Consider the following 21,659-nt stretch of genomic DNA (forward strand, 5'->3'; position numbering starts at 1 on the left):
GCTAAGCAAATGAAAATCACATATTTCACAATATTATTTGTTGCTATTTATCTTCTAATATATATCGCTTTCTCTTTATTATTTGATGCTCTATTATTCTTTCCGTTAATTTTAATTCCTTATACAAATTCTTGTTTGTTTCCAGTAGTTCAATATTTCTACTACAATCTAAATAATTTGGTTGTATTGCTATTGCTTTTAAAAACATTTGATAAGAAGTAGAGTAGTCTTTGTTTACTAAAAGATTTAGAACACCTATATTATTAAATACTGTGGCATCAAAAGGGTTTTTCTCTTTAGCTCTTAGAAAGCAATCAAATGATTTCATATATTGCCCTTTTTTATAATAAGCAACTCCTAGATAAAATAAATTTTCATAATCTAAATATTTATCGGTACAAGTTTCATCTTTAACAGAATATAAATATTCAAACCCTTTGTCTACGTTACCTCTAAAGAGCTCAAATATCCCTATAGAAGTCAATACTTCTTTCCGACTATACTTTTTTGACATTAAAAATGTCATAATTTCATCTGAATTGTAATATTGCAGAGCCTTTACTGTTTTTTGGTATAACGCAGAACGATTATTGGATACATTAGAATCGTGGATTCTATACTTTACTAATAAATTTCGATCAATAAAAATTTCATAACCTTTTAAAATGTATTCCAAGCTAATCTGATAATCATCTATTAATTCTAATACATGATTTTGCATTAAAATACTTTTATCTTTTCTAATCGCCATGCAAGCTCCTAAACAATAATTTCTTTTGAATTGATTTATTATGATATTTTCATTTGTAATTCGCTCAGGTATCACATAATATTCTCCAGTTGAATTTGATTGTTCGTCTATTATTTCACAGTTTCCTACTATTACCCCGACATTTGGGTTATTACGAAATATTTCTATTCCTTTCTCAATTCTATCTGGAAATGAAATATCATCTCCGCCAGCGAAAAATATTAATTCCCCTGTACAATTTTCAATACCTCTTTTTGCGTTTCTAGGAATTCCAAGATTAACTTTATTTTTAAAAAGTTTAATTCTACTATCTCTATTTGCATATTCAGAGGCAATTTGGAAAGTATGATCTTTACTATTATCGTCTATTACAATAATTTCGATGTCTTGCATTGGGATATTAGAAAAGCTCTCTATCGCCTCCCTAATATACTTCTCATTATTATATACACACATTACAACAGAAACTTTACACAACTTAATGACTCCTTTGTAGCAAGATTAAATTTTTACCAACTGTCATTTTTATCTTACATTCACTTTCTTGCTAATTCATGCAAACTCATTTAATTGCTCTACAATATACTTCCTATCTTCCATTGTTAAAATAGGGCTAATTGGGATACTAATAACTTCTCTATGTATTTTTTCTGTTATCTCAAGCGATAAATTCTGCAGCTCCATGTAAGCTTTTTGATTATGTGGAGGTATAGGGTAATGAATAAGCGTATTTATACCTTTTTCTAGCAAGTATTTTTGTAGTCTCTCCCGTTCTTCTGTACGTATCACAAACAAATGCCATACATGTGACAACGGATCTCCATTTTTAATTTTTGGTAATGATAACAAAGGATTCTTAATATTCTCAATGTAATAATTAGCTACATTTCTTCTTTTTTGATTATCTTCATCTAAATATTTTAATTTCACTCGTAAAATCGCTGCCTGAATTTCATCGAGTCTGGAATTAACCCCTTTAACATCGTTAACATACTTTATGTGTGAACCGTAGTTTCGGTATGCTCGCAATTTATGTGCAAGCTCATCATCATTGGTTGTGATTGCTCCCCCATCTCCTAAAGCACCAAGATTTTTTCCTGGAAAAAAGCTGAATCCCGCAGCATCACCTAAATTTCCTACTCTCTTCCCATTATATAAAGCTCCATGTGCTTGAGCGGCATCTTCAATGATTTTCAAACCATGCTTATTAGCAATCTCTTGAATTGGCTTCATATTTGCCGTTTGGCCATATAGGTGAACTACCATAATTGCTTTTGTTTTTTCGGTAATATGCGATTCAATTAGCGAAGGATCAATATTATAACTGTCTAAATCTGGTTCAACTAAAACTGGTCTTAAGCGATTAGCAGAAATAGCTAATATTGTTGCTATATAGGTATTAGCCGGGACAATAATTTCCGATCCTTCTTCAAATTCCATGGCCTTTAGGATCAGCGATAAGGCATCTAAACCATTTCCAACTGTAATACAATGCTTGACTCCACAATAATTAGCAAATTCTTTTTCAAAACTCTCAACTTCCTTGCCAAGTATATACCATCCGCTGTCTAATACCCTGCTAATTGCTTCATTAATTTCTTCGCGAAATCTTTCGTTTATTTGAAGAAGGTTTAAAAAAGGAATATTCCGCTGTCCTTGCGTCATAAACGAATCAACTTCCCCCCCTCTATAAATGTTAATATATCAACGATTTCCACTGTTGAATGAGGTGTCAAAAAAACTTTTTGCCACTCCTCTTTTAACCCAATGAACAAGTATTCTTTCAAATGGTTTTGAATCAAAATTCTCTTTCTCTAATACAAAATCATTGTATAGTACTCCCCTAATATAGTGAGAGCCGCTTTTGACAAAACCTAATCTTCTATTAATGGACTCCATTTTTCCATTATCATATCTTGTTGAGGTAATTATTTTGTTTAATCCAAGCTCTTTAAATGCAATTTTTATAATCATTATTTCCGCTTCAAGAACGTACGGCTTACGAGTTGCAAATTTCTCATCAATAATTAATCTACCTTTTTCACACTGTAAAGACGTTATATTGTACAAAGATGTACTACCAATAATTTGTTTTGTTTCATTACATTGAATAACCCAGTAAATATCATTATCTCGCTTAAAGTACTCTTTTGCCCAATCATTTTGCATATCAATCGATAATTCAAATGACTGGTTCAGATAATATCTTGCACGATCTGTGTTACGTAATTTAACAATATTGGCTGCGTACTGATTATCGTAAGGAAGAAGAGTTAAAAACTGGCCTTTTCGTATAGATGTTTTTAATTGCCGTATTAATTCAAGCATTATTTCCTACCTCATTTAGAAATTCTTCATAATTTCTTATATAGTCATCTTCATCATAATAATCACTAGCGAGAACTAACAGAATGCAATCCTCAGAAAAATCATGCATTTCCCGCCAAATCATCTTGTCAATGAAAAGACCTTGATTTGGTTGATTTAAAATAAATTCTTTTTTTTCCTTTCCATTATCAAGAATTACTTTACAGGAACCAGCAACACATACTAACATTTGCTGTAGGTTTTTATGTGCATGAAACCCTCTAGGAATGCTATTTTTCACATTATAAATATAATAAACCCGTTTAATTTCAAAAGGGATACTTTTCAATGATTCTAGAGCTACTAAAGCACCTCTTTCGTCTTCAATAACAGAAAACTTGAATAGACTCTTCTCCATAGTCACACTTCCATTTTTGTATATTTATTTATATACCAATCGATAGTCTTTTTGATACCAGTAACAAATGATTCTTCCGGTTGCCAGCCAAGTTCAGTTTCTATTTTTGATGGATCGATAGCATAGCGAAAATCATGTCCTGGACGATCCTGGATAAAGTAAATTAAATTTTTGTAACTTGTTCTTTGAGGGAGCTTTTCATCAAGATAGTTACATATTATTTCAGCAATTTCTAAATTCGTCTTCTCATTTTTTCCGCCAATTAAGTAAGTTTCCCCGGCTGAACCTTTATGAAAAACCAGATCTATCGCCTTACAATGATCCTCTACATATAGCCAATCCCGGATGTTTTTTCCGTCACCATATATAGGCAATCGTTCTCCATTAAGAGCTTTACGAATTAGTGTAGGGATTAGCTTCTCATCATGTTGCTTAGGACCATAATTGTTTGAACAGTTAGTAGTTACTACATTTAATCCATAAGTCCGAAAATAACTTCTAACTAACATATCTGAACTTGCCTTACTTGCACTATAAGGGCTATTTGGTGCATATGGTGAATTTTCAGTGAAAAAACCATCCCTTCCAAGAGATCCGTAAACTTCATCAGTAGAAATATGATGAAAACGGGAATTTTTATAACTTTCTTTGTAAACAAAAGGTTTTTCCATCCAATGATTCCTAGCTACTTCTAATAAATTCATTGTCCCCATGACATTAGTTTCCACAAACGAAATCGGACTTTTAATCGAATTGTCAACATGGGATTCAGCAGCAAAGTGAATAACATGCTTAACATTATATTTTTCGAAAATGTTTAAAAGAAGTTGTTTATCTTTGATATTCCCTTTAATAAAGGAGTAATTGGGATGTTTTTCAATCTCCTTAAGGTTTTTTAAATCTCCGGCATATGTTAATGCATCTAAATTAATAACGTGATAATTTGGATATTTACTTAGAAAATAAGGAATAAAATTTGAGCCGATAAATCCAGCGCCACCAGTCACCAAAACAACTTCTTTTTTCATAATATACCTTCCAATCTCGAAGCATTTTCTGTTTTTTCTTTGGCTATATCTAATAAATATTGCCCATATTCTGTTTTTCTTAAGGGTTGTGCCAACTGAATTAATTGATTTTTATCAATATAGCCCATTCTGTATGAAATTTCTTCTAAGCACGCTACTTTAAAACCTTGACGCTTTTCAACTGTTTCTATAAATAGAGAGGCTTCAAGCAAAGACGAATGTGTACCTGTGTCTAACCAAGCAAATCCTCTTCCTAACAACTCTACTTTAAGCTCTTTTCTTTTTAAGTACTCTTTGTTTATATCGGTAATTTCCAGTTCACCTCGATTTGATGGTTGTATATTTTTAGCAATTTGAACCACATTATTATCGTAAAAATATAACCCAGTTACTGCAAACTCACTTTTGGGATAAAGAGGTTTCTCTTCAAGAGACACAACGTTAAACTCTTCATCAAATTCAACAACGCCAAACCTTTCAGGGTCTTTCACTCGGTACCCAAACACTGTTGCTCCTGATTTTCGTTTAGCAGTTCTTTGAAGTATAGTAGTAAAACCAGGACCAAAAAATATGTTATCTCCAAGTATGAGCGCTACATTGTCATTTCCAATAAAATCCTCTCCGATAATAAATGCTTCGGCTAAACCCCGAGGATATTCTTGAACTTTATAGTTTAAAGAAATACCAAGATTATGACCATTCCCCAAAAGTTGCTGATAACGCGGTAAATCATTAGGTGTTGAGATAATTAATATCTCTCTAATACCTGCTAACATCAACACAGAAAGCGGATAATAAATCATAGGTTTATCAAACACAGGTAGAAGCTGCTTAGATATAACTTTAGTTAATGGATACAATCTTGTACCATGACCACCTGCTAAAATAATACCCTTCAATATTTCTTCACCGTTCCCTTAAATTAACAACTACAAATATTCATGAATATTTTTCGTTATAAATAATGAATTTCTCTCTTAAATCCATTTCGGTCTAACCAATTAAAAATCTCCACATACAAAGAACTACAATAAAAATTTCATCTTTGTTTTCATATAACAACTTTTCTGGAGGCTCGATACATAAATCAGGCCAATTTTCTTGAGCTATTTTGGTATTTGTGTCTACTATATAGTCAAATTCTATTAATATCTTTATACTGACTAAAAAAGCTACCAGCGCCCCATATTATTATTTTTTTATCCTTACTTATTTCTTTAATCTTTTTTACAGGTACATAAGCTAGACATTTGGATAAGGTATATTGTAAAGTTTGATAATTGCTTATTCCACCACAAAATTCTACATCATACTTGTTTAACACAAGTTCGGCAGTTTTAATCAGTATTTCATAATTTCTACCTGTATTATTCGGATGTATCCTATGATATACAAGAATGTCATCAAAAAAATAAAATTTAGTTTCTTTTGAAGCTCTAAGAAAAAAATCAATATCTTCAATCAATAAGCTTTCATCATAATAATTAATTCTTTCAATTAAATTTTTTGTATAAAAAACACTAGCTGCGGGAGCAAAAAAACTTTTGTAAAAAGATAATTAAATAAATATAACCATCTTTAAAATTAAATAAATCCGAAAACTTTTTCATCCCGTCGTTTGAAAAATCTATATGGATAACTTTTCGCTTTCTATGTGAAAACCATCGGAAAATATTAATTCAACATCAGTATTCTGTTCTGCAAAAGAAACAAATCTTTCAATAGCTTCTGGCACCAAATAATCAGCAGAAGCTATAGGTTTTATATACTTCCCTTCAGACATCTTGATCCCAGAATTTGCAGTTTTAGCAATTTCCTTATTTTTTTGATTCAAAAATAATTTTTATAAATCTTCTTTCACACACTTCTCTCATACTTTGAATTACTTCCCAAGTTTTATCGCTAAAACTATCATTTATAAACTATGTATAAACTATGAGTTCTATATTATCATATGTTTGATTTATGATACTTCTTATAGTTTGTTCAATATATTTTTCATAATTATATGCTGGTATTATTAAAACTGTAACTAAAGAGCGCATAGTATTTTCACCTCAAAAATACCTGTTAACATGCTTTGTATGTTAAGGGACCACCAATATTTAAGTAATTCTTTTATCTCATTTCAAGCTGTAACAACTTGTTTATATAATACACACCAAGAATAGATTCTTTTATTTATATCACCATGCCCCCATCAACTCCAATGACCTGTCCTGTTACATATGAGGACAAATCTGATGCCAAAAATAACATAACATTTGCAACATCTTCAGGTTGACCAATTCGTTTCATTTTAATATTATTTTCAACAATTTTTTCTAAACTTCCCCCTTTATAACGATTTGTTAGATCCGTTGCTATAAAACCCGGGGCAACTGCATTTACACGAATATTAAAAGGGGCTAATTCTTTTGCAGCTGACTTCGTTGCCCCAATTACGCCAGCCTTACTGGCAGCATATACTGCATTACCTTCACTTCCGTTTGTACCAATGATGGAACTTACATTAATAATTGACCCTTGCTTTTGTCTCATCATCAATCGGGAAGCAAACTGCATATGATAAAGGACGGATTGTAAATTCGTTTGCATTGTCCGATTAACCATATCTTCTCGAATCATTCCGAGCATCGATTCCTCCATAATGCCAGCATTGTTAATCAGTACGTCTAGCTTGCCAATTTCTTTTCGAATTAATTGAAAAGCATTTTTTAAACTATCATATTCTTGTACATCATAAGTTACAACAAATGGAGAAGATGCACTTACCTCTTGTATTTTTGCAATTGTTTGCTGTAATGATTTTGTTTCACGGGCATGCAATACTAATCGAGCACCATGTTTCGCAAAGATAACTGCTGCAGCTTGTCCAATTCCTCGCGACGCGCCTGTAATAAAAACAACTCTATTATCAACTAACATGGCTCCTCTACCCTTTAAAACTCAATCCCGTATTTTTTCAAAATTTCTTTTGCTTTTGCAAACGAACTCATATCAAGCACATCTTCCGTATCAAGCATAATGTCGAATTGATCATCAATTTCTGCCACAAGTGCCATATGTGCAACCGAGTCCCATTCGGGAATAGAGTTATATGTTAGTTCGTCTGTTACGGATTCTTCATCAATACCTAATACTTCTGAAAAAATGGATTTTAATTTTTGTTCATTCATTTTTATATATCCCCCTCATAAACATTGATATATTAAATTATCAAAAAGTTTTTTCTCTTTACTTCTTCTAGCTCAATAATAAGACATGTACTTGAAATTTTGTCATAACCACCAACTAAAATTGATTCCTATACACTTTCAATGATGTTCAAAACAATGGAAGCTAATTTTCATGAAGTTTTCATTTATATAAGTGACAATCTCCACATAAAACGAACAAGCGTAACAAGAATTGATACAATTTCCGTTGTTTCACCAAATATGTATAAGAACTCTCTTTATTCAGCAATCTTGTGTGTCGTATAAAAAAGAACAAAGCATATATCTATACATTAAATAGATAAGCCATTTTTATATATTGCAAGAAAATAGCATTTTTAATAATTAGAAATGCCATTGGTCGTTGGAAGGAACGATAGAACAAAAACCCGACGCCTATTATACATGCAAGATTACAGCTGTCGTCTTTTTTCTCATGTACTCATCTAAGGTATGATACAGGTAAGCACTTCCTACATAATTTGTTCTTATTATTAACTAGTCTGCAATTCCACTAAAAAAGAAACAATTAAATTTCTTCCACTAATATTCGTAATTCCTCAACCGTTAACCATTCTGTATTCGTATCACTCGTATATTTAAACCCTTCCGGTAAGCTTCTCCCTTGGTCAGCATATTCTTGTGGACACCATGGAAACTCAGGGATAATTACATAATAATTATCAAACTCAACTGTATGTCTTGCATCATCTTCAGTAATCATCGTTTCATGAAGCTTTTCGCCCGGACGGATGCCAATGATTTCAATCTCTGCTTCCGGAGCAATTGCTTTTGCAAGATCCACCACTTTCATACTAGGGATTTTAGGAACGAAAATTTCCCCACCCTTCATTCTTTCAAGGGAGTTAATGACAAACTGAACACCTTGGTCAAGCGTAATCCAGAAACGAGTCATTCGTTCATCTGTAATCGGCAGCTTTCCTGTAGCAGCAATTTTTTTAAAAAATGGCACAACACTTCCACGACTTCCAACCACATTTCCATAGCGCACTACAGCAAATCGAGTGTCTTTTTCTCCGACATAAGAGTTAGCTGCCACAAATAGTTTATCAGATGCTAGTTTTGTGGCACCGTATAAATTGATTGGCGCAGCCGCTTTGTCCGTACTTAACGCAATAACTCGTTTTACCCCGCGGTCAATCGCTGCTTCAATAATGTTTTGAGCACCGTAAATGTTTGTTTTTACTGCTTCAAATGGGTTGTATTCACATGCAGGCACCTGTTTCATAGCCGCGGCATGAACAACATAGTCAACGCCATCAAAAGCGCGATATAACCGTTCTTTGTCCCTGACATCACCAATAAAAAAGCGAATTCTTGGATCCGTATATTCCTGTGCCATTTCATATTGTTTTAATTCATCTCGGCTAAATACGATGACCTTTTTTACATCATATTCTAATATTTTTTTTACGAACTTTTTCCCAAATGATCCAGTTCCTCCTGTAACAAGAACTGTTTGATTTCGCAAAAACTCCATAGCATAAACTCCTTTGAAGTAAAGTTACAAGTTTTTTATTATTGGTTTATTATTCTGTTTATTTTTTCACTAAAATTACACTCTATAAGATGTTCTGATTCTGAAATAATTTCAGATATATGAACGAAAGGCACACCTTGAATGACAGCACCTTTCTCAGCTGTATTTTTAAAAATAACATGTTTAGTTTCAGCAACCTTTCGTTCAAACCATCTTCTATAAATAGATAGTATTGTGGTAGTCTTCACCATCGTACCATCATTAGCAGGAAACGGAAATAAACTTTCGTTCGATACTACCTCTACTCCTGATGTTGACTGTAAAGCGTGACTTCTATTTTTACTATAAGCTAAATCCTGTCCTAATAGCACGATTTCAGAAAAACCCATTTTAATTAATATATCAAGCGCTGTTGTTGCGACGGAACCACCTGTATCAACTAAAGGTAAATCGTACTGTCCAGCATAACTTTCTGCTTTTGGATACCCTTTTTGAAACGCCAACACCTTTAGCCCTCTATGATTGGCTACAGCGGAATGGCATGCTGTTGATAAATAAATTAAAGGCTGCGCGAACTCCATACCATCTAATTGTTTATAAACTGTTTCTTGTGGATCGGTAATAATAACTGCATCTGGAACTATATCATTTTCTTTAAGAACCCGAAGAGCGGAACCGACAGATAGAATAAAATATTTCCCCTTCAATTTTTTTAAAGAATAGACAGTATCATCTAAAGAAGGGCCTGCTGAAACTAATATTGCTTTTTGACCGTTAAATTTCGCAAACAATTTCCCAACATCCGCATCCATATATTTCAAATTCTCCGCAAAGTTCTTTTCCATTAAAGATGAAAAACGTTGAAAGGACATTTCTCGTATTTTTATATCCTCTAAAAAATGTTTAAAGGGATGGTCTTGCGGCAATGATTTTAACCATGCGTTCGGTATAATCCATCTAGTTTGTTGTTTAGCTAATTCATTCAATGCGTTAATCATTGTTTGTCCTTGTTCAAGACACAAAATGTCAACATTCGGATGAGAGAAAATGTTGGATAAATCTATATTTTCAGCTGCCTTTCGAATAACAGAAACATAAGGTTCAATAACGACAATCTGCTTATCCGGTTCTTTTTGTAGCAATTCTTGTACATGATAACCAAGCCCAAAACCAAATAGACAATAAACACTTGCACTTCCGTCGATCTGTGAATGAATAAAACGTTCGGCATCTTTCAAAGGATCGTAACGGCTATACAAGTAATGTCCATTCAGTTTCATCGTTAGCGGCCCTTTTTTTGATAAGTGAATATCAATATTAATTGATTCTTTTATAGGGCGAAGTAATCTTTCTCGTAATTGCTTATTTTTTAGCGAGGCAAGATTATAACTTAAAATACTCAATTTTTATCTTCCTTCATTTGATGAAATCTTTCTTTAGCCGCCTCTTCAAAAAAAGCTTTTATTTCATATTCAAACATATCAGCAACAACGACATAATCTTGTCGTTCTAAACCATCATTGATTTCCAGCAAAAATTCATTCATTTGACTTGGATCGATGTTAATATGATACTTATGCTCACGCATTAATACAATTACTTGCGTTAACCAAGTAACACCTTCGCTAAATTGAACAATTAACTGCATTGCTTCTCCAACTTTATCTTCACGCAAATAATCAGCAATGGTCTGCGATCCTACTGCTACTCGTTCAATATATTGATAGAAACTATCTTGTGTTTCATAAATAATATTTGTCATTTTTCTCCCTCTTTATCCATAGACATAATTTTATTTTTAATTTTTTCTTTTAAGCGCATGAAATAAGATTTCGAATCAATTGCAGCTTCTTGTAAACGCGAATATAAATCCATGGAACGAGCATATACTCGTTGATACGTTTCTTTCTCCGTTTCATTCTCTTTCGGAAGGTAGTTATTAAACGTATCTAACATAATAGGCTGAGCGATTAATGACATCATTCCTTCACCAAAAATCGGCTTTAACTGTTCATCAATTTTATCTAATTTTTTTAAAATTTTCGCATCAAATGCCGTATCAGAAGCATTTCTTTTCAACAACAAAACAGCTTCTTCGGTAAGACGTTTCACCTTATCATGCAATTTTATTTCGTTTTCAATTCGAATGAAAAACTCTTTCCATTCTTCAATATCTTTGTGCGGGTATGAATCTATATCGAACATCGGGACACTTTTACTAGTATCTACATATCTGTCACAAAACTCTTGGAAAGAAATTTGTTGATACCCCTCTAGTTTAACTCCGCCTTCTGTGCAATTATAAATTCTTTCAGGCCGTGAAAAAGTTTGAATTAATTTTTCAAAATTATGCTTCATTGTTAAGAAAGCATAATCCGTTAATACTTGGTCGCCATAGTATCCCTCTGTATAAAACATTCCTCTTTCTTTAATATAAGCTCCATCAATTTTTCTAAAATTTTTATTATGTTCCGCGTGCGTTTTATTATCTGTATAAGCCAAGTCTTGACCAATAAGGGCAACAGGGCCAGTGGAAATACGATGCGCAATATTTAAAGCAAAATTGGCAACAGAAGCTCCGCCTAAAATGTTAGGAACTTCTTTATTTAATAATTTTTCCGCATAAGATTTTAACGAATGTATAATACTTGAAACGAAATAAAATGATCTTTGATTCAACTTTTCCAAAATTTTTTCGTGATGTGATAATGAATAAATCACTTTTGCTTTTTTTAATTGCAGTGATTCAAAATGTTTATAGTTGTTAATATTTCCATCTATAGTCACAACAAAATCAGGCTCAATACCATAATTAAGAAGAGTATTAATAGTAGAGCCTGAAGAAATTAACAGTACGTGTTCTCTTATCTTTTTTAATAGAGGAATTTGCTTAGTCAATGAAGGGCCACCGGATGCTACTACCACCGGAACATCAAAATAATGCTCCAAAACCTGTAAAGGAATATCATCAAAACCATAAAATAAATTTAATATAAAATTTTGCTGCCATTCTTTAGAAAACGCTTTAATCGTATTTTCGTTTACTTTTTGTACATATATTGAGTCTTTAACGATATTTAATATTTGCTGATAATCACTTGGGAACAATTTATCATAATTAGGCGAACAAATCACTTGTATCCGGTTCCTAAATTGAATGGTTAAAGAATCAACTAAATTTTTAAAATGCTCTAATTCCCTTGCTTCAATGAGAATGGTTCTTTCCAGTACATGATTATTCCATCGCTCTTCAATAAATGGCTTCATTGGTTCAACGACGATCAAAAATTCGTCTTCACTCATTTTTTTGCTTAATAATTCGGCAATATAACCAGAACCGATACCGAACAAAATATGCAAATGATGTTTTTTATAATGGCGCTCAACAAATCTTTCCGCTTCCCGAATCGGGTCATATTTGCTGTGTAAGTAATAATTGTTTACTTTATGAATACGATGCCCACTCTTTGCCGCTTCCTCAATGATTTCATACTCTTGTATCTCATTATTCATTATTAGCACCTCAATTATAATATCGGTTACCATTATATTTTTTTAATACCTTTTCTTATATAATGCAAATTGATTTCCCGACATATATTTATAAAGCGTTTCGACCGCTCTTTTGTCCAACTTAAACATCTTACTCATATCGGTTTTTCAATCTGAACTTATATCAAAAAACAACAAAAGAGACCTTGGGTATCCCCAAGGTCTCTTTCGATGGACTAAGATTATCGGAGTAATTGAAGTACTCCTTGTGGTTGTTGGTTCGCTTGAGCCAACATAGATTGTGCTGCTTGCATTAAGATGTTATTCTTAGTGAATTCCATCATTTCTTTCGCCATGTCAACGTCACGGATACGTGATTCAGCAGCAGTTAAGTTTTCTTGAGTCGCACCTAAGTTGTTAATTGTGTGCTCTAAACGGTTTTGAACAGCACCAAGCTTAGCACGCTCAGTCGAAACTGTTTCAATAGCTGTATCAATAGTGCTAATAGCTGAATCCGCTGCACTTTGTGAAGATATTGATAAGCCGCTTACTCCAAGACTTGATGCTCTCATACTAGAGATATCTAATGTAATTGATTGGCCATTATTCGCACCGATGTGGAATACTTTACCAGCGAACGATCCGTTTAATAATTTTTGAGTGTTAAATTCTGTGTTGTTTGCAATGCGGTTAATTTCAGAGACTAATTGATTTACTTCAGCTTGTAAAGCTGCACGGTCAGCAGTTGTATTTGTATCGTTTGCTGATTGTACAGCTAATTCACGCATACGTTGAAGGATCGCATGTGTTTCGTTTAATGCACCTTCAGCTGTTTGAATTAAAGAGATGCCGTCTTGCGCGTTTTTAGATGCCATTTCAAGACCGCGGATTTGACCGCGCATTTTTTCAGAGATGGCAAGACCTGCAGCGTCGTCGCCAGCGCGGTTAATGCGGTAACCTGAAGAAAGTTTTTCAAGGTTTTTCGCAGCTTGAGTGTTGTTGAATGATAATTGACGGTACGTGTTTAACGCTGAAATGTTGTGTTGAATTCTCATTTCAAATTCCTCCTTGAATATTTCTCTACATCCTTGTAGATTTTTGACGAGGAAAGTTGATTGCCCTTCCCCGCCTCACATTTTTAATATCGGAAGCATTCATGAAATGTTTAATAGTTTTTTTTAGTTTTTTTTATTATTTTTTAATTGTTGTAGCAAATTTGTCGAAACGTCTGCCGCTTGCTTGTTTTCTTCTTGAATGGCTATATAGATTTCTTTGCGATGGATGTCGATATGTTTCGGTGCAATGATACCAAGTTTGATCTGTTCTCCTTCGATTGCAAGCACTTTAATTTCAATCGAATCGCCAATCATAATGGATTCATTTTTCTTGCGGGTGAGAACGAGCATTATTTTGCCTCCTTTTTGTGCACCTCAGACAACGGAAAGCGAATCGGATAATCGCTGTCATGGAGAATGAGCTGTTTGCCTATTTTCGCCTTGGCATTAATGATAATTGGTGCTTTTAAATTCATAGTCGAATTAGCAAATGGCTCTTTCAACGTCATAATCGTATATGTTACACAATCGTCTGGAGAGCTCAGCTTCAGCTTTTCGATATCTTCTTCAGCTAAATCGAAGGCGTAATCAGGATGGAAGGAAAATGGATAAGCAACCACAAATCCGACATGGCTATGTTGAACCGACTGCAAAATCGCAAACGGCGATTCTTTCTCTAATGGTAAAATAACAAATTGCTTTTCATCTTCAAAACCCGGAAGTCCGTTCGGAAAATAAATGATTTGTTCTTCGTTGATTTCAATTTCTCCTAAAAATTTTGATGTTATTTTCATAGGAAAGCTCCTTTCTCATTCTCGTAAAAAAAGCGGTAGACCGTAACGGCACCGCTTTCTTTTAATATTTCACATCGATTTTTATAGATGGATACTGGATCATATAACCAGATACATCTCCCGGTTTGTATTCATGAATCGGTTTATTCACTTTAACATCAATAATTGGTTTATTTCGATCAATTTTAATGTCCAAGTAACCGGGTTGGTAATCAATATCTACACTATTAACCGAAGGGATAAATTTTATTCCAAGCTTTTTATAAGGATGCAAGCCTTTTTCAGCCGAAATCGCAGCAATCGCATTGCCGCCGTTTTCAATTTTCATGAGCTGATCGCCTTCCTGAGCGCGTCGGGCAATGCCTTCTAACCACGCTTGATGACCTTCTTCGGCGAATTTTCTTGTAGAAGCAAGTGGGCCGATCAGTCCCATATCACTCCATGCTTTTGACTGGTCAATTGTCAGCCTCGCTGGCTTGGAGCTGATTGTGATCGTTGCCGGTGGCTGTTCGATATGCAAATCGGCTTTCGGCTGCTCGATATGCTGAATTGGCTTTTCAATATTTAAACCAAGAATCGCTTTCGTCGTGCGAATTTGAATCTGCGGAAAATTCACGTCACTCACCTTTCCCCTTTATTAACGGAGAAAATCGACTAATGTCGGCTGAATAATGCGTGCACCGACACTTAGTGCAGCCCGATGGACACTCTCTTGCGAAATAAGTTCAGTAATTGTTTTTTCATAATCGATATCTTCATTGTCGGACATCAATTTTGTTGCAATCACTTCTTGCGTGGACAAACGGTCTTCCATCATTTCAACTCGGTTTTGCTTCGCACCAAGTTCTGAGCGAGCAGATAACAAAGCGTTTTGTTGAGCCTCAATTTGACTTAAATAACCGCTAATTGCGCTTCCCGTGCTGTTAGGGTCATTTAAAGCCGTCTTTAAATTACTCAACATGCCAATAATTCCAGTAGTTTCATCACCAAACAAAGTTTTCCCATCAATATTGACATCCAATTTAATACCGTCGAATACTTCAATTTCCACTTTGCTTTGGTTGCCGTTTACTGCAAAACCCGTTTCTCCCGGATATCCTACAAACAACGGATTTTTCGTGTCAGCGCCGTTAAAAATATACTTTCCTCCGATTTTCGTGTTGGCGACATCGACGATTTGCTTTTGAATTTGGTCGATTTCATCAGCAATTTTTTGACGGTCTGCCGGAGTCGCTGTATCAGTCGACGCTTGCACGACGAGCTCTTGCACCCGCTGTAAAGCAAGACCAACTTTATCTAATGCATCATCTGCGCTATCAATCCAGTTATGAACTTCTCCAATGTTGCGCTGATACTGCTCTACACGTGCTAAGTCTTCTCGATAAGCAATCCCTTTCATCGCAACAACCGGGTCATCGGAAGGACGTGTAATTTTTTTTCCTGTCGTTAATTGTTCTTGATATTTTCCGAGCCGTTCATAGCTACTCGATAAGTTTCTAAGCATGTTGTTTGCCAGCATTGATTGGGTCACTCGCATATCAATCACCTACCTTATAAACCAACACGGCCCATGCCGTTAATAATTTTATCGAGCATTTCATCAATCACTGTAATGTTTCTAGCGGCAGCATTATAAGCATGCTGGAATTTAATTAAATTTGTCATCTCTTCATCAAGTGAAACAGAGCTGACAGATTGACGGTTTTGTTCAACAGATGTCACCAGCGTTTCCGCATTAGATTTCATTCTCTCTGCTTGTTGTCCATCGACACCGATTTTCCCAATAAGCCCTTCATAAAACGTTTGTACCGTTCCACCAGTAATAGGCAATCCATTAATCAGGTCACCGCTTGGAAGAGTGGCTGAACCACTAGTAATTTGAACATCTTTAATCATCGCTAAATTAAGGGCATTATTTCCGTTTCCGGACTCTCCTGTCTTCGAAGAGGCAGCAATATTAGAAAGATCGTTCATAATATTATCATCTACTTTAATAGTAGCTGCTGCTCCTTTTTCTGTTGGCGGACCACTTAAGGTCATTGTAAAGAAATCTAACCCTGGGGAATTATTAAGTCCAAATCCCTTTTGATGTTGTGCATTAAACATTGTAGCAAACGAATACGCCATTTTATCTAAATTAGCGAGCATATCAGGGTAATAGCCTTTCACATTATCTTGATCAGGCCCGTAGCCATAAGCTTCAATCAATGCCTTCATTCTTCCATTCCCTAAATTATCTGGTGAGATGGAAACAGCGGAACCATCTATTTTAATGCTGGAAACAAATCCATTCGGATTTGTAGGGTCATTAACAGGATCGACAGATGGGTCAACCGATAATTGAGAATAGCTGTCTTTCGTCACTACCTTTATAGTCGAACCGTCCTGATTAACTAGTGAAATTTCGTAAATTCCTTCTGCGATATCGAGAGAATTCCCTCCCGAAGAAACCTTATCTACTTTTACATTAAAAAACTTTGATAGTTCATCAACAAGGGCATCGCGTTTATCATAAAGATCATTCGGCAAATAGCCATTAGGTTCAATCGCCTTAATTTGATCGTTTAGTTCGCTGATTTGTTTTAAAATAGAATTCACTTCTAGTAACCCTGTTTTAATCTCTTGTCCTAAATCCGTGCGAATTTGCGATAAAGAGTTGTAAAGATAATTGAAGGACTCAGCCACTGCTACTCCACGTTGACGCACAACAGCGCGAGCGCCCTCATTTTCCGGATTGACACTTAAAGTCTGCAGTGATTCCCAAAATTGCGTCATCGCTTTCCCTAATCCAAATTCACTCGGCTCATTCATAATATCTTCCATTTTTGAAATCGCATCTGAACGCGTGTCCCAATAACCGAGCTTGTTTGATTCATTCCGATATTGGTAATCTAAGAAGCTGTCACGTATTCTCTGCACAGATCCCGCAGCTACCCCCGTCCCCATCTGTCCAGGAATTTGCGGACGGTTCATCGACGCCGGTGGATACGGCTCTGTCTCAACAAAGTTGACACGCTGGCGTGAGTAGCCCGGCGTATTCGCGTTTGCAATGTTATTGCCGGTTACATACAAAGCCGATTGTTGAGTAAACATTCCTCGCTTCGCTATTTCTAAGCCTTGAAACGTTGATAGCATCACATTTCCCCCAATACTTGAAGATCGCTTGTTCGCTAAGCTTTTGAATCAAATAACGATCGGCTGCCTTCATATGAAGATGGCGCCATGTTCGGTTTTCTATAATTCACTTCTTGCGGCTTCGGCATGATCATATCCAAAGTCATATTGACAAACTGCAACGATTGCTGGAGAAGCTGTTGATTTAACTGATTAATATTTCTGAGCTCTGCAACTACTGCTAGCAATTTGTCTCGTAATATTTCTAAAGCTGAGCGCTCCGGTTCTTCCATCAATTCAATACATGTCGTTAATGTCGGCTCTGTCTGTGTATGACCTAAGGAGCTTAGTATCTTTTCAACAGCAAGAATTCGTTCCTTCTCGATCTGTTTCACTGCGGCAATATACTTTTGCTCCTCCTTCATAATTGCGGTGAGGGCTTCAATGTCGCCTTTCTTCAAAGATTCCGTTTTTTTGTTTGCCAGTTGCAACAAGCCTTTATGCAGCTTCAAAAGTCCTTCCAATAAATCAATTAATGGTTTGGCAGACATGAAATCCCCCCAAAAAAGTCCATAAAAATGAAATCAGTATGATAAGATGCTCATTTAATTTTCAAAGTAAAACTTATATATGCTTTTCGCGACCGCTTCGGCATCAATTTTGTATGTTCCGTTTTGTACCTGTTCTTTTAGTGCGCGCACTTTATTTTGATGCTCAACAGCCCATTGAGAAGCTTGCTGCAATTCCTTCGCCGTCGCGGAAATTTCCACTTTATCCTGCTTGGCTACAGGCTTGTTCGTCTGGATTTCTTTATCGAACTGACGTCTGTAAGGATTCATTCCCGCAGGTCCAAAGTTATTAATCCGCATTCCGTTCCCTCCTTTTTTGGTCCGATTCCGTCTCTTTCTATTTATATTATCGGCAAAAGAAAAGAATTGTTTACAAAAAATCAAAGACTATCCTTTTCTTCTTTTTTTACATAATAAACCGTGCTTGCTTGACGTTTTTTCTTCATTTCTTCTTTTTGCAGTTTTTCTATTTGTTGATTCAAGTCTTTTAAACAATTAGCGCACAGTTTCCCCTCTCTGATTATCTTGCCGCAGCGGTCGCAAGGATACCCTAAGTTCGGGAATTGAGCAAGCTTTAAGCGTCCATTTCTAATAAATTTAATCAGGAGGGATTCTTTCACACCCGTTCCGTTGACGACTTGCGTCATTGTTGCCATGCGGTTTTCCCGTTTTCGCAAAAATTGGTAGACTTTTTCAAACTCTTTTTCTTCTTCTTTATAGCAGCTTTCACAAATATCACGAAATTGACTTTTGACAAACAGACTCCCGCAATTTGGGCAATTTTCTAAGTTCATCAATGTCCTCTCCCTGTCATTTGTCTTTCCTTTTATTATACGACAAAAGGCATATGTTACGTATAAATATTAATAATCAGCCCTTGAATTTCTCCAATGGTGCTTAACAAGTCAATGCTTTGCTTTTCTTTTTGCAACACGGCATTAGTGAGATCGATTAGTTTTTGATCTACTTCTTTCACAATTTTGTATAATCGTGAACGTCCGCTCCAGTTAAAGCCGTGCTGCTCCGATAACTGCAAACCGTTTTTCACCGCATCATCAAGCAGCGTTTTGACAAGCTTTTTATACTTACGCAAATCTTCAACAGAACGAGATTCCGCCAAAACTTTTCCTTGATCTTCGATTTGCTGGACAAGCTGCTGGAAACGTTCAAGCGCAAGTTCTTCGCTTCGCTTTGCCATTACCTCGGTGAATGAAACAGACGGTGAAGCTTTTGTGTCTTTCCTGCTGACTTTAAATATATTTGCTTTTGCTATTTTCTCGATTTCCATATCAATCGCCCCTATTTTTGTTCAATATTCTTAATCAACCGTACAATTTCTCCGATTACGGCATAAAGTTGGGAAGGGACACGGTTTTCCGGATCAGCTAAGTGCTCAACAAGGGATGTATGAGGTTGGATAGGAATGTTTTGCTGTTGTCCTTTTTGAATGATTTCTGTCGCCATATTTGTGTTCCGCTGAGACGTTTCTGACAACCGATTGGCTCCTTCTTCATAACTTGCTAATGCGGACAGATAATGTTGATAGCTGCTTTTCATATTGTCACATCGTACCCTTTCCCGCTATGGATATCTTTTTGTTGCACGATTTCCATCTCTTTCTTTGGCTCCTGCTGTTCGGTCATTTTCGCAAATACGATTCCTTTTACATGATAACCGATTGCCTCTAAGTTTTCTTTTGTCACCTCGGTTAATGGCTTTAATGCGTCTGACAATTGTGGATGGTCTCCTTTAATCGTAACCGTTAAATTTCGCTCTACCGCTTGAAGTAATATGCCAATTTTTCCGTATGTTTTTGTTTCGAGCAAAAAGTACAAACTACAGTTTTGCCAATCCAGCTTCCCATTGTCATTACGGGAATTTAAATACACGTTTACCGTTTCGATTTGATCTTGCATGAGTAACGGCAATTGGTAAAACATTGTCTGTGTATGACTTGTTGGTTCAAATTTACTTAACAGCTGCTGTCCTGTTATATTGTTGACCGCCTGTTCAGCTTGTCGGGCGATGTTTTCAGGGCCTTCTTGCATGAACCGCATGAATAACGATTTTATATTGTCTGTTTCAAAAGGTAACTTTTTTGAGAATATTCCCTGTGCAACATCCTTTTCATGGTGGAAACCCATTTGGCGCAATTGTTCAAACGTATTTCTCGCTGAAACTTCTTCGCCGTTAGAAAACGGGAGAGAACGCGATATTTGTGAAGCAAGTTGCACTTTAGGCATTTCCCCCTGTTGATTTACATTCCATTCCGAAATAAAATGTTTGACTTTTATGTCCGATGGTTGAAAGCGCAACGTTTCGATGAAAGCTTTGACGTTCTTGACAATGTTGAGCGCATCACTTTGCTTTCCATTCTCTAGCAGCTGCTTTGCCTCCGCCAACTTTGAACTTGCTTGAAGCAATTGTTTTTCTGTCGCCATATCTGTAAACAGCATAAATTCCCCTTGTAAAATCGCGCGATCTAATGTGTGAATCGCCGCTTCAATAAAAGACTTTCCTTGCTGGCGCGCCTGCGGACTATTCGTTACTAAAAATGTAATATTATCTAATTTTCTCTGTAATTCCGTCTGCAATTTTTTAAACTCCACCGTTACTTGAGACAGCTTGTCTGTCACCGTTCGAACGATGATATCTTTCGTTTGCATCGGAAGGCTGTTATACCAATCCTCATTTTCGTATAGCCATGCAGCTGGCTGCGTAGCCGAATCTTCCGTATTCATCTCCTGAGAAAAAGAAGCAGACTCGTCATGTACGCGTTGCTTATTTTCTTGGCGTCGATCGTTCGTCTTCTCTCTTTCGCTATCAAACACCTCATCCATCACTTCAATCAATTGTGTTAACGTCTCTCCGAGCGGTTCACCATGCAGCACTTCATGAATGGATTGTAAGTGTATATCAGTAATGGGAAGCTTTTTATTCACAAGAGCTTGTATCGTTTCTAGTTTTTCGTTAAACGTTCCTTTTGCTTTTTCTAAAAAGTATTTTAATACGGCTTTCTCTTGGCTAGTAAGACGATCCCCTTGTGCCGACAATATTTGTTCAATTTTTGCTAACTCTTTTTCACCAGTTCCGGCCATTACCTCAGGCTTTTGCGGCACAACTTGTACTTCGAGAAGATGTTGATTGGTTCCTGTAATTTGTATCACAACTTTCTCTTGATCCGGTATGTCTCCTCGAAAGCTGACATGCAGATCTTGCCCTTTTATCGTTACAATCGCTTCATGATCATTTAATTTTTCTTTCACTATAGCAAAAAACGTATCTCCTTCTTTCCATGAACTAGAAGGGTGCATGGATAGATTGGCTGCCCAATCGTTCCTAACCTCCACCACTATCACTCTCCGTTCCATATTTCCTTACTTTTAATATCGGCATGCCGATCTCAGATGTT

27 protein-coding genes are annotated in these 21,659 nt (G+C 35.7%); all 27 read right to left on the reverse strand.

All coding sequences use genetic code 11. The features are described from left to right. Positions 1 to 43: 43 nt before the first annotated feature. Entirely contained in the window at positions 44 to 1,228 is a 1,185-nt protein-coding gene (locus ISX45_RS14125) for a glycosyltransferase (protein WP_194519254.1), read from the reverse strand. Between the two features lie 75 nt (positions 1,229 to 1,303). Continuing rightward, on the reverse strand, positions 1,304 to 2,416 hold the full coding sequence (locus ISX45_RS14130; RefSeq protein ID WP_194519255.1) for a DegT/DnrJ/EryC1/StrS family aminotransferase: 1,113 nt from the start codon (positions 2,414 to 2,416) through the stop codon (positions 1,304 to 1,306). A gap of 39 nt (positions 2,417 to 2,455) precedes the next feature. Next, positions 2,456 to 3,079, reverse strand: coding sequence for a GNAT family N-acetyltransferase (locus ISX45_RS14135; RefSeq protein WP_194519256.1), 624 nt, complete (start codon positions 3,077 to 3,079; stop codon positions 2,456 to 2,458). Next, positions 3,072 to 3,476 (reverse strand): sugar 3,4-ketoisomerase, encoded by a 405-nt coding sequence (locus ISX45_RS14140; RefSeq protein ID WP_194519257.1) that lies wholly within the window; start codon positions 3,474 to 3,476, stop codon positions 3,072 to 3,074. The genes ISX45_RS14135 and ISX45_RS14140 overlap by 8 nt, the downstream gene beginning before the upstream one ends. A 2-nt stretch (positions 3,477 to 3,478) precedes the next feature. After that, entirely contained in the window at positions 3,479 to 4,504 is a 1,026-nt protein-coding gene (gene rfbB, locus ISX45_RS14145) for a dTDP-glucose 4,6-dehydratase (protein ID WP_194519258.1), read from the reverse strand. Then, entirely contained in the window at positions 4,501 to 5,403 is a 903-nt protein-coding gene (gene rfbA, locus ISX45_RS14150; protein ID WP_194519259.1) for a glucose-1-phosphate thymidylyltransferase RfbA, read from the reverse strand. The genes rfbB and rfbA overlap by 4 nt, the downstream gene beginning before the upstream one ends. 236 nt (positions 5,404 to 5,639) lie before the next feature. Then, complete coding sequence (locus ISX45_RS14155) at positions 5,640 to 5,969, reverse strand: hypothetical protein (protein ID WP_194519260.1); 330 nt, start codon at positions 5,967 to 5,969, stop codon at positions 5,640 to 5,642. Positions 5,970 to 6,131: 162 nt separating this feature from the next. Beyond that, positions 6,132 to 6,338: a glycosyltransferase family A protein gene (locus ISX45_RS14160; RefSeq protein WP_194519261.1), complete on the reverse strand. Its 207-nt coding sequence runs from the start codon at positions 6,336 to 6,338 to the stop codon at positions 6,132 to 6,134. An 88-nt stretch (positions 6,339 to 6,426) separates the two neighbouring features. Continuing rightward, a complete protein-coding gene (locus ISX45_RS20340; protein WP_194519262.1) occupies positions 6,427 to 6,549 on the reverse strand; it encodes a glycosyltransferase family A protein in 123 nt (40 codons plus the stop codon). Between the two features lie 136 nt (positions 6,550 to 6,685). Next, positions 6,686 to 7,432 carry an SDR family NAD(P)-dependent oxidoreductase gene (locus ISX45_RS14170; RefSeq protein WP_194519263.1) on the reverse strand — a complete coding sequence of 249 codons (747 nt, stop codon included), beginning with the start codon at positions 7,430 to 7,432 and terminating at the stop codon, positions 6,686 to 6,688. A 14-nt stretch (positions 7,433 to 7,446) separates the two neighbouring features. Further along, positions 7,447 to 7,683 carry an acyl carrier protein gene (locus ISX45_RS14175; protein WP_194519264.1) on the reverse strand — a complete coding sequence of 79 codons (237 nt, stop codon included), beginning with the start codon at positions 7,681 to 7,683 and terminating at the stop codon, positions 7,447 to 7,449. A gap of 568 nt (positions 7,684 to 8,251) precedes the next feature. Continuing rightward, positions 8,252 to 9,223: a UDP-N-acetylglucosamine 4,6-dehydratase (inverting) gene (gene pseB, locus ISX45_RS14180; protein WP_194519265.1), complete on the reverse strand. Its 972-nt coding sequence runs from the start codon at positions 9,221 to 9,223 to the stop codon at positions 8,252 to 8,254. A gap of 38 nt (positions 9,224 to 9,261) precedes the next feature. Further along, entirely contained in the window at positions 9,262 to 10,626 is a 1,365-nt protein-coding gene (locus ISX45_RS14185) for a motility associated factor glycosyltransferase family protein (protein WP_194519266.1), read from the reverse strand. Continuing rightward, positions 10,623 to 10,985, reverse strand: coding sequence for a hypothetical protein (locus ISX45_RS14190; RefSeq protein WP_194519267.1), 363 nt, complete (start codon positions 10,983 to 10,985; stop codon positions 10,623 to 10,625). Before ISX45_RS14190 ends, ISX45_RS14185 begins: the two co-directional genes overlap by 4 nt. Next, positions 10,982 to 12,736, reverse strand: a complete 1,755-nt coding sequence (locus tag ISX45_RS14195; RefSeq protein ID WP_194519268.1) for a motility associated factor glycosyltransferase family protein — start codon at positions 12,734 to 12,736, stop codon at positions 10,982 to 10,984. The genes ISX45_RS14190 and ISX45_RS14195 overlap by 4 nt, the downstream gene beginning before the upstream one ends. A gap of 221 nt (positions 12,737 to 12,957) precedes the next feature. Next, complete coding sequence (locus ISX45_RS14200; protein ID WP_194519269.1) at positions 12,958 to 13,770, reverse strand: flagellin N-terminal helical domain-containing protein; 813 nt, start codon at positions 13,768 to 13,770, stop codon at positions 12,958 to 12,960. Between the two features lie 123 nt (positions 13,771 to 13,893). After that, positions 13,894 to 14,121: a carbon storage regulator CsrA gene (gene csrA / locus ISX45_RS14205; protein ID WP_194519270.1), complete on the reverse strand. Its 228-nt coding sequence runs from the start codon at positions 14,119 to 14,121 to the stop codon at positions 13,894 to 13,896. Then, positions 14,121 to 14,564: a flagellar assembly protein FliW gene (gene fliW / locus ISX45_RS14210; RefSeq protein WP_181555507.1), complete on the reverse strand. Its 444-nt coding sequence runs from the start codon at positions 14,562 to 14,564 to the stop codon at positions 14,121 to 14,123. Before fliW ends, csrA begins: the two co-directional genes overlap by 1 nt. Positions 14,565 to 14,625: 61 nt before the next feature. Further along, on the reverse strand, positions 14,626 to 15,180 hold the full coding sequence (locus ISX45_RS14215; RefSeq protein WP_194520710.1) for a DUF6470 family protein: 555 nt from the start codon (positions 15,178 to 15,180) through the stop codon (positions 14,626 to 14,628). 21 nt (positions 15,181 to 15,201) lie between these two features. Further along, complete coding sequence (gene flgL / locus ISX45_RS14220) at positions 15,202 to 16,101, reverse strand: flagellar hook-associated protein FlgL (protein WP_194519271.1); 900 nt, start codon at positions 16,099 to 16,101, stop codon at positions 15,202 to 15,204. A 14-nt stretch (positions 16,102 to 16,115) separates the two neighbouring features. Next, a complete protein-coding gene (gene flgK, locus ISX45_RS14225) occupies positions 16,116 to 17,699 on the reverse strand; it encodes a flagellar hook-associated protein FlgK (protein WP_194519272.1) in 1,584 nt (527 codons plus the stop codon). Positions 17,700 to 17,734: 35 nt separating this feature from the next. Then, positions 17,735 to 18,229, reverse strand: a complete 495-nt coding sequence (locus ISX45_RS14230) for a flagellar protein FlgN (protein ID WP_194519273.1) — start codon at positions 18,227 to 18,229, stop codon at positions 17,735 to 17,737. 54 nt (positions 18,230 to 18,283) lie between these two features. Further along, the gene (gene flgM, locus ISX45_RS14235) at positions 18,284 to 18,547 is read right to left on the reverse strand and encodes a flagellar biosynthesis anti-sigma factor FlgM (RefSeq protein WP_194519274.1); all 264 of its coding nucleotides are present in this window, start codon (positions 18,545 to 18,547) and stop codon (positions 18,284 to 18,286) included. Positions 18,548 to 18,627: 80 nt separating this feature from the next. After that, complete coding sequence (locus ISX45_RS14240) at positions 18,628 to 19,041, reverse strand: TIGR03826 family flagellar region protein (RefSeq protein ID WP_194519275.1); 414 nt, start codon at positions 19,039 to 19,041, stop codon at positions 18,628 to 18,630. A gap of 56 nt (positions 19,042 to 19,097) precedes the next feature. Further along, positions 19,098 to 19,535, reverse strand: a complete 438-nt coding sequence (locus ISX45_RS14245; RefSeq protein WP_194519276.1) for a YaaR family protein — start codon at positions 19,533 to 19,535, stop codon at positions 19,098 to 19,100. 11 nt (positions 19,536 to 19,546) lie between these two features. Then, a complete protein-coding gene (locus tag ISX45_RS14250) occupies positions 19,547 to 19,804 on the reverse strand; it encodes a flagellar biosynthesis protein FlhB (RefSeq protein WP_194519277.1) in 258 nt (85 codons plus the stop codon). Next, positions 19,801 to 21,597 (reverse strand): hypothetical protein, encoded by a 1,797-nt coding sequence (locus ISX45_RS14255; protein WP_194519278.1) that lies wholly within the window; start codon positions 21,595 to 21,597, stop codon positions 19,801 to 19,803. Before ISX45_RS14255 ends, ISX45_RS14250 begins: the two co-directional genes overlap by 4 nt. Positions 21,598 to 21,659 lie beyond the last annotated feature (62 nt).

This window comes from Thermaerobacillus caldiproteolyticus, from assembly GCF_015326725.1.
GTDB lineage: Bacteria > Bacillota > Bacilli > Bacillales > Anoxybacillaceae > Thermaerobacillus > Thermaerobacillus caldiproteolyticus.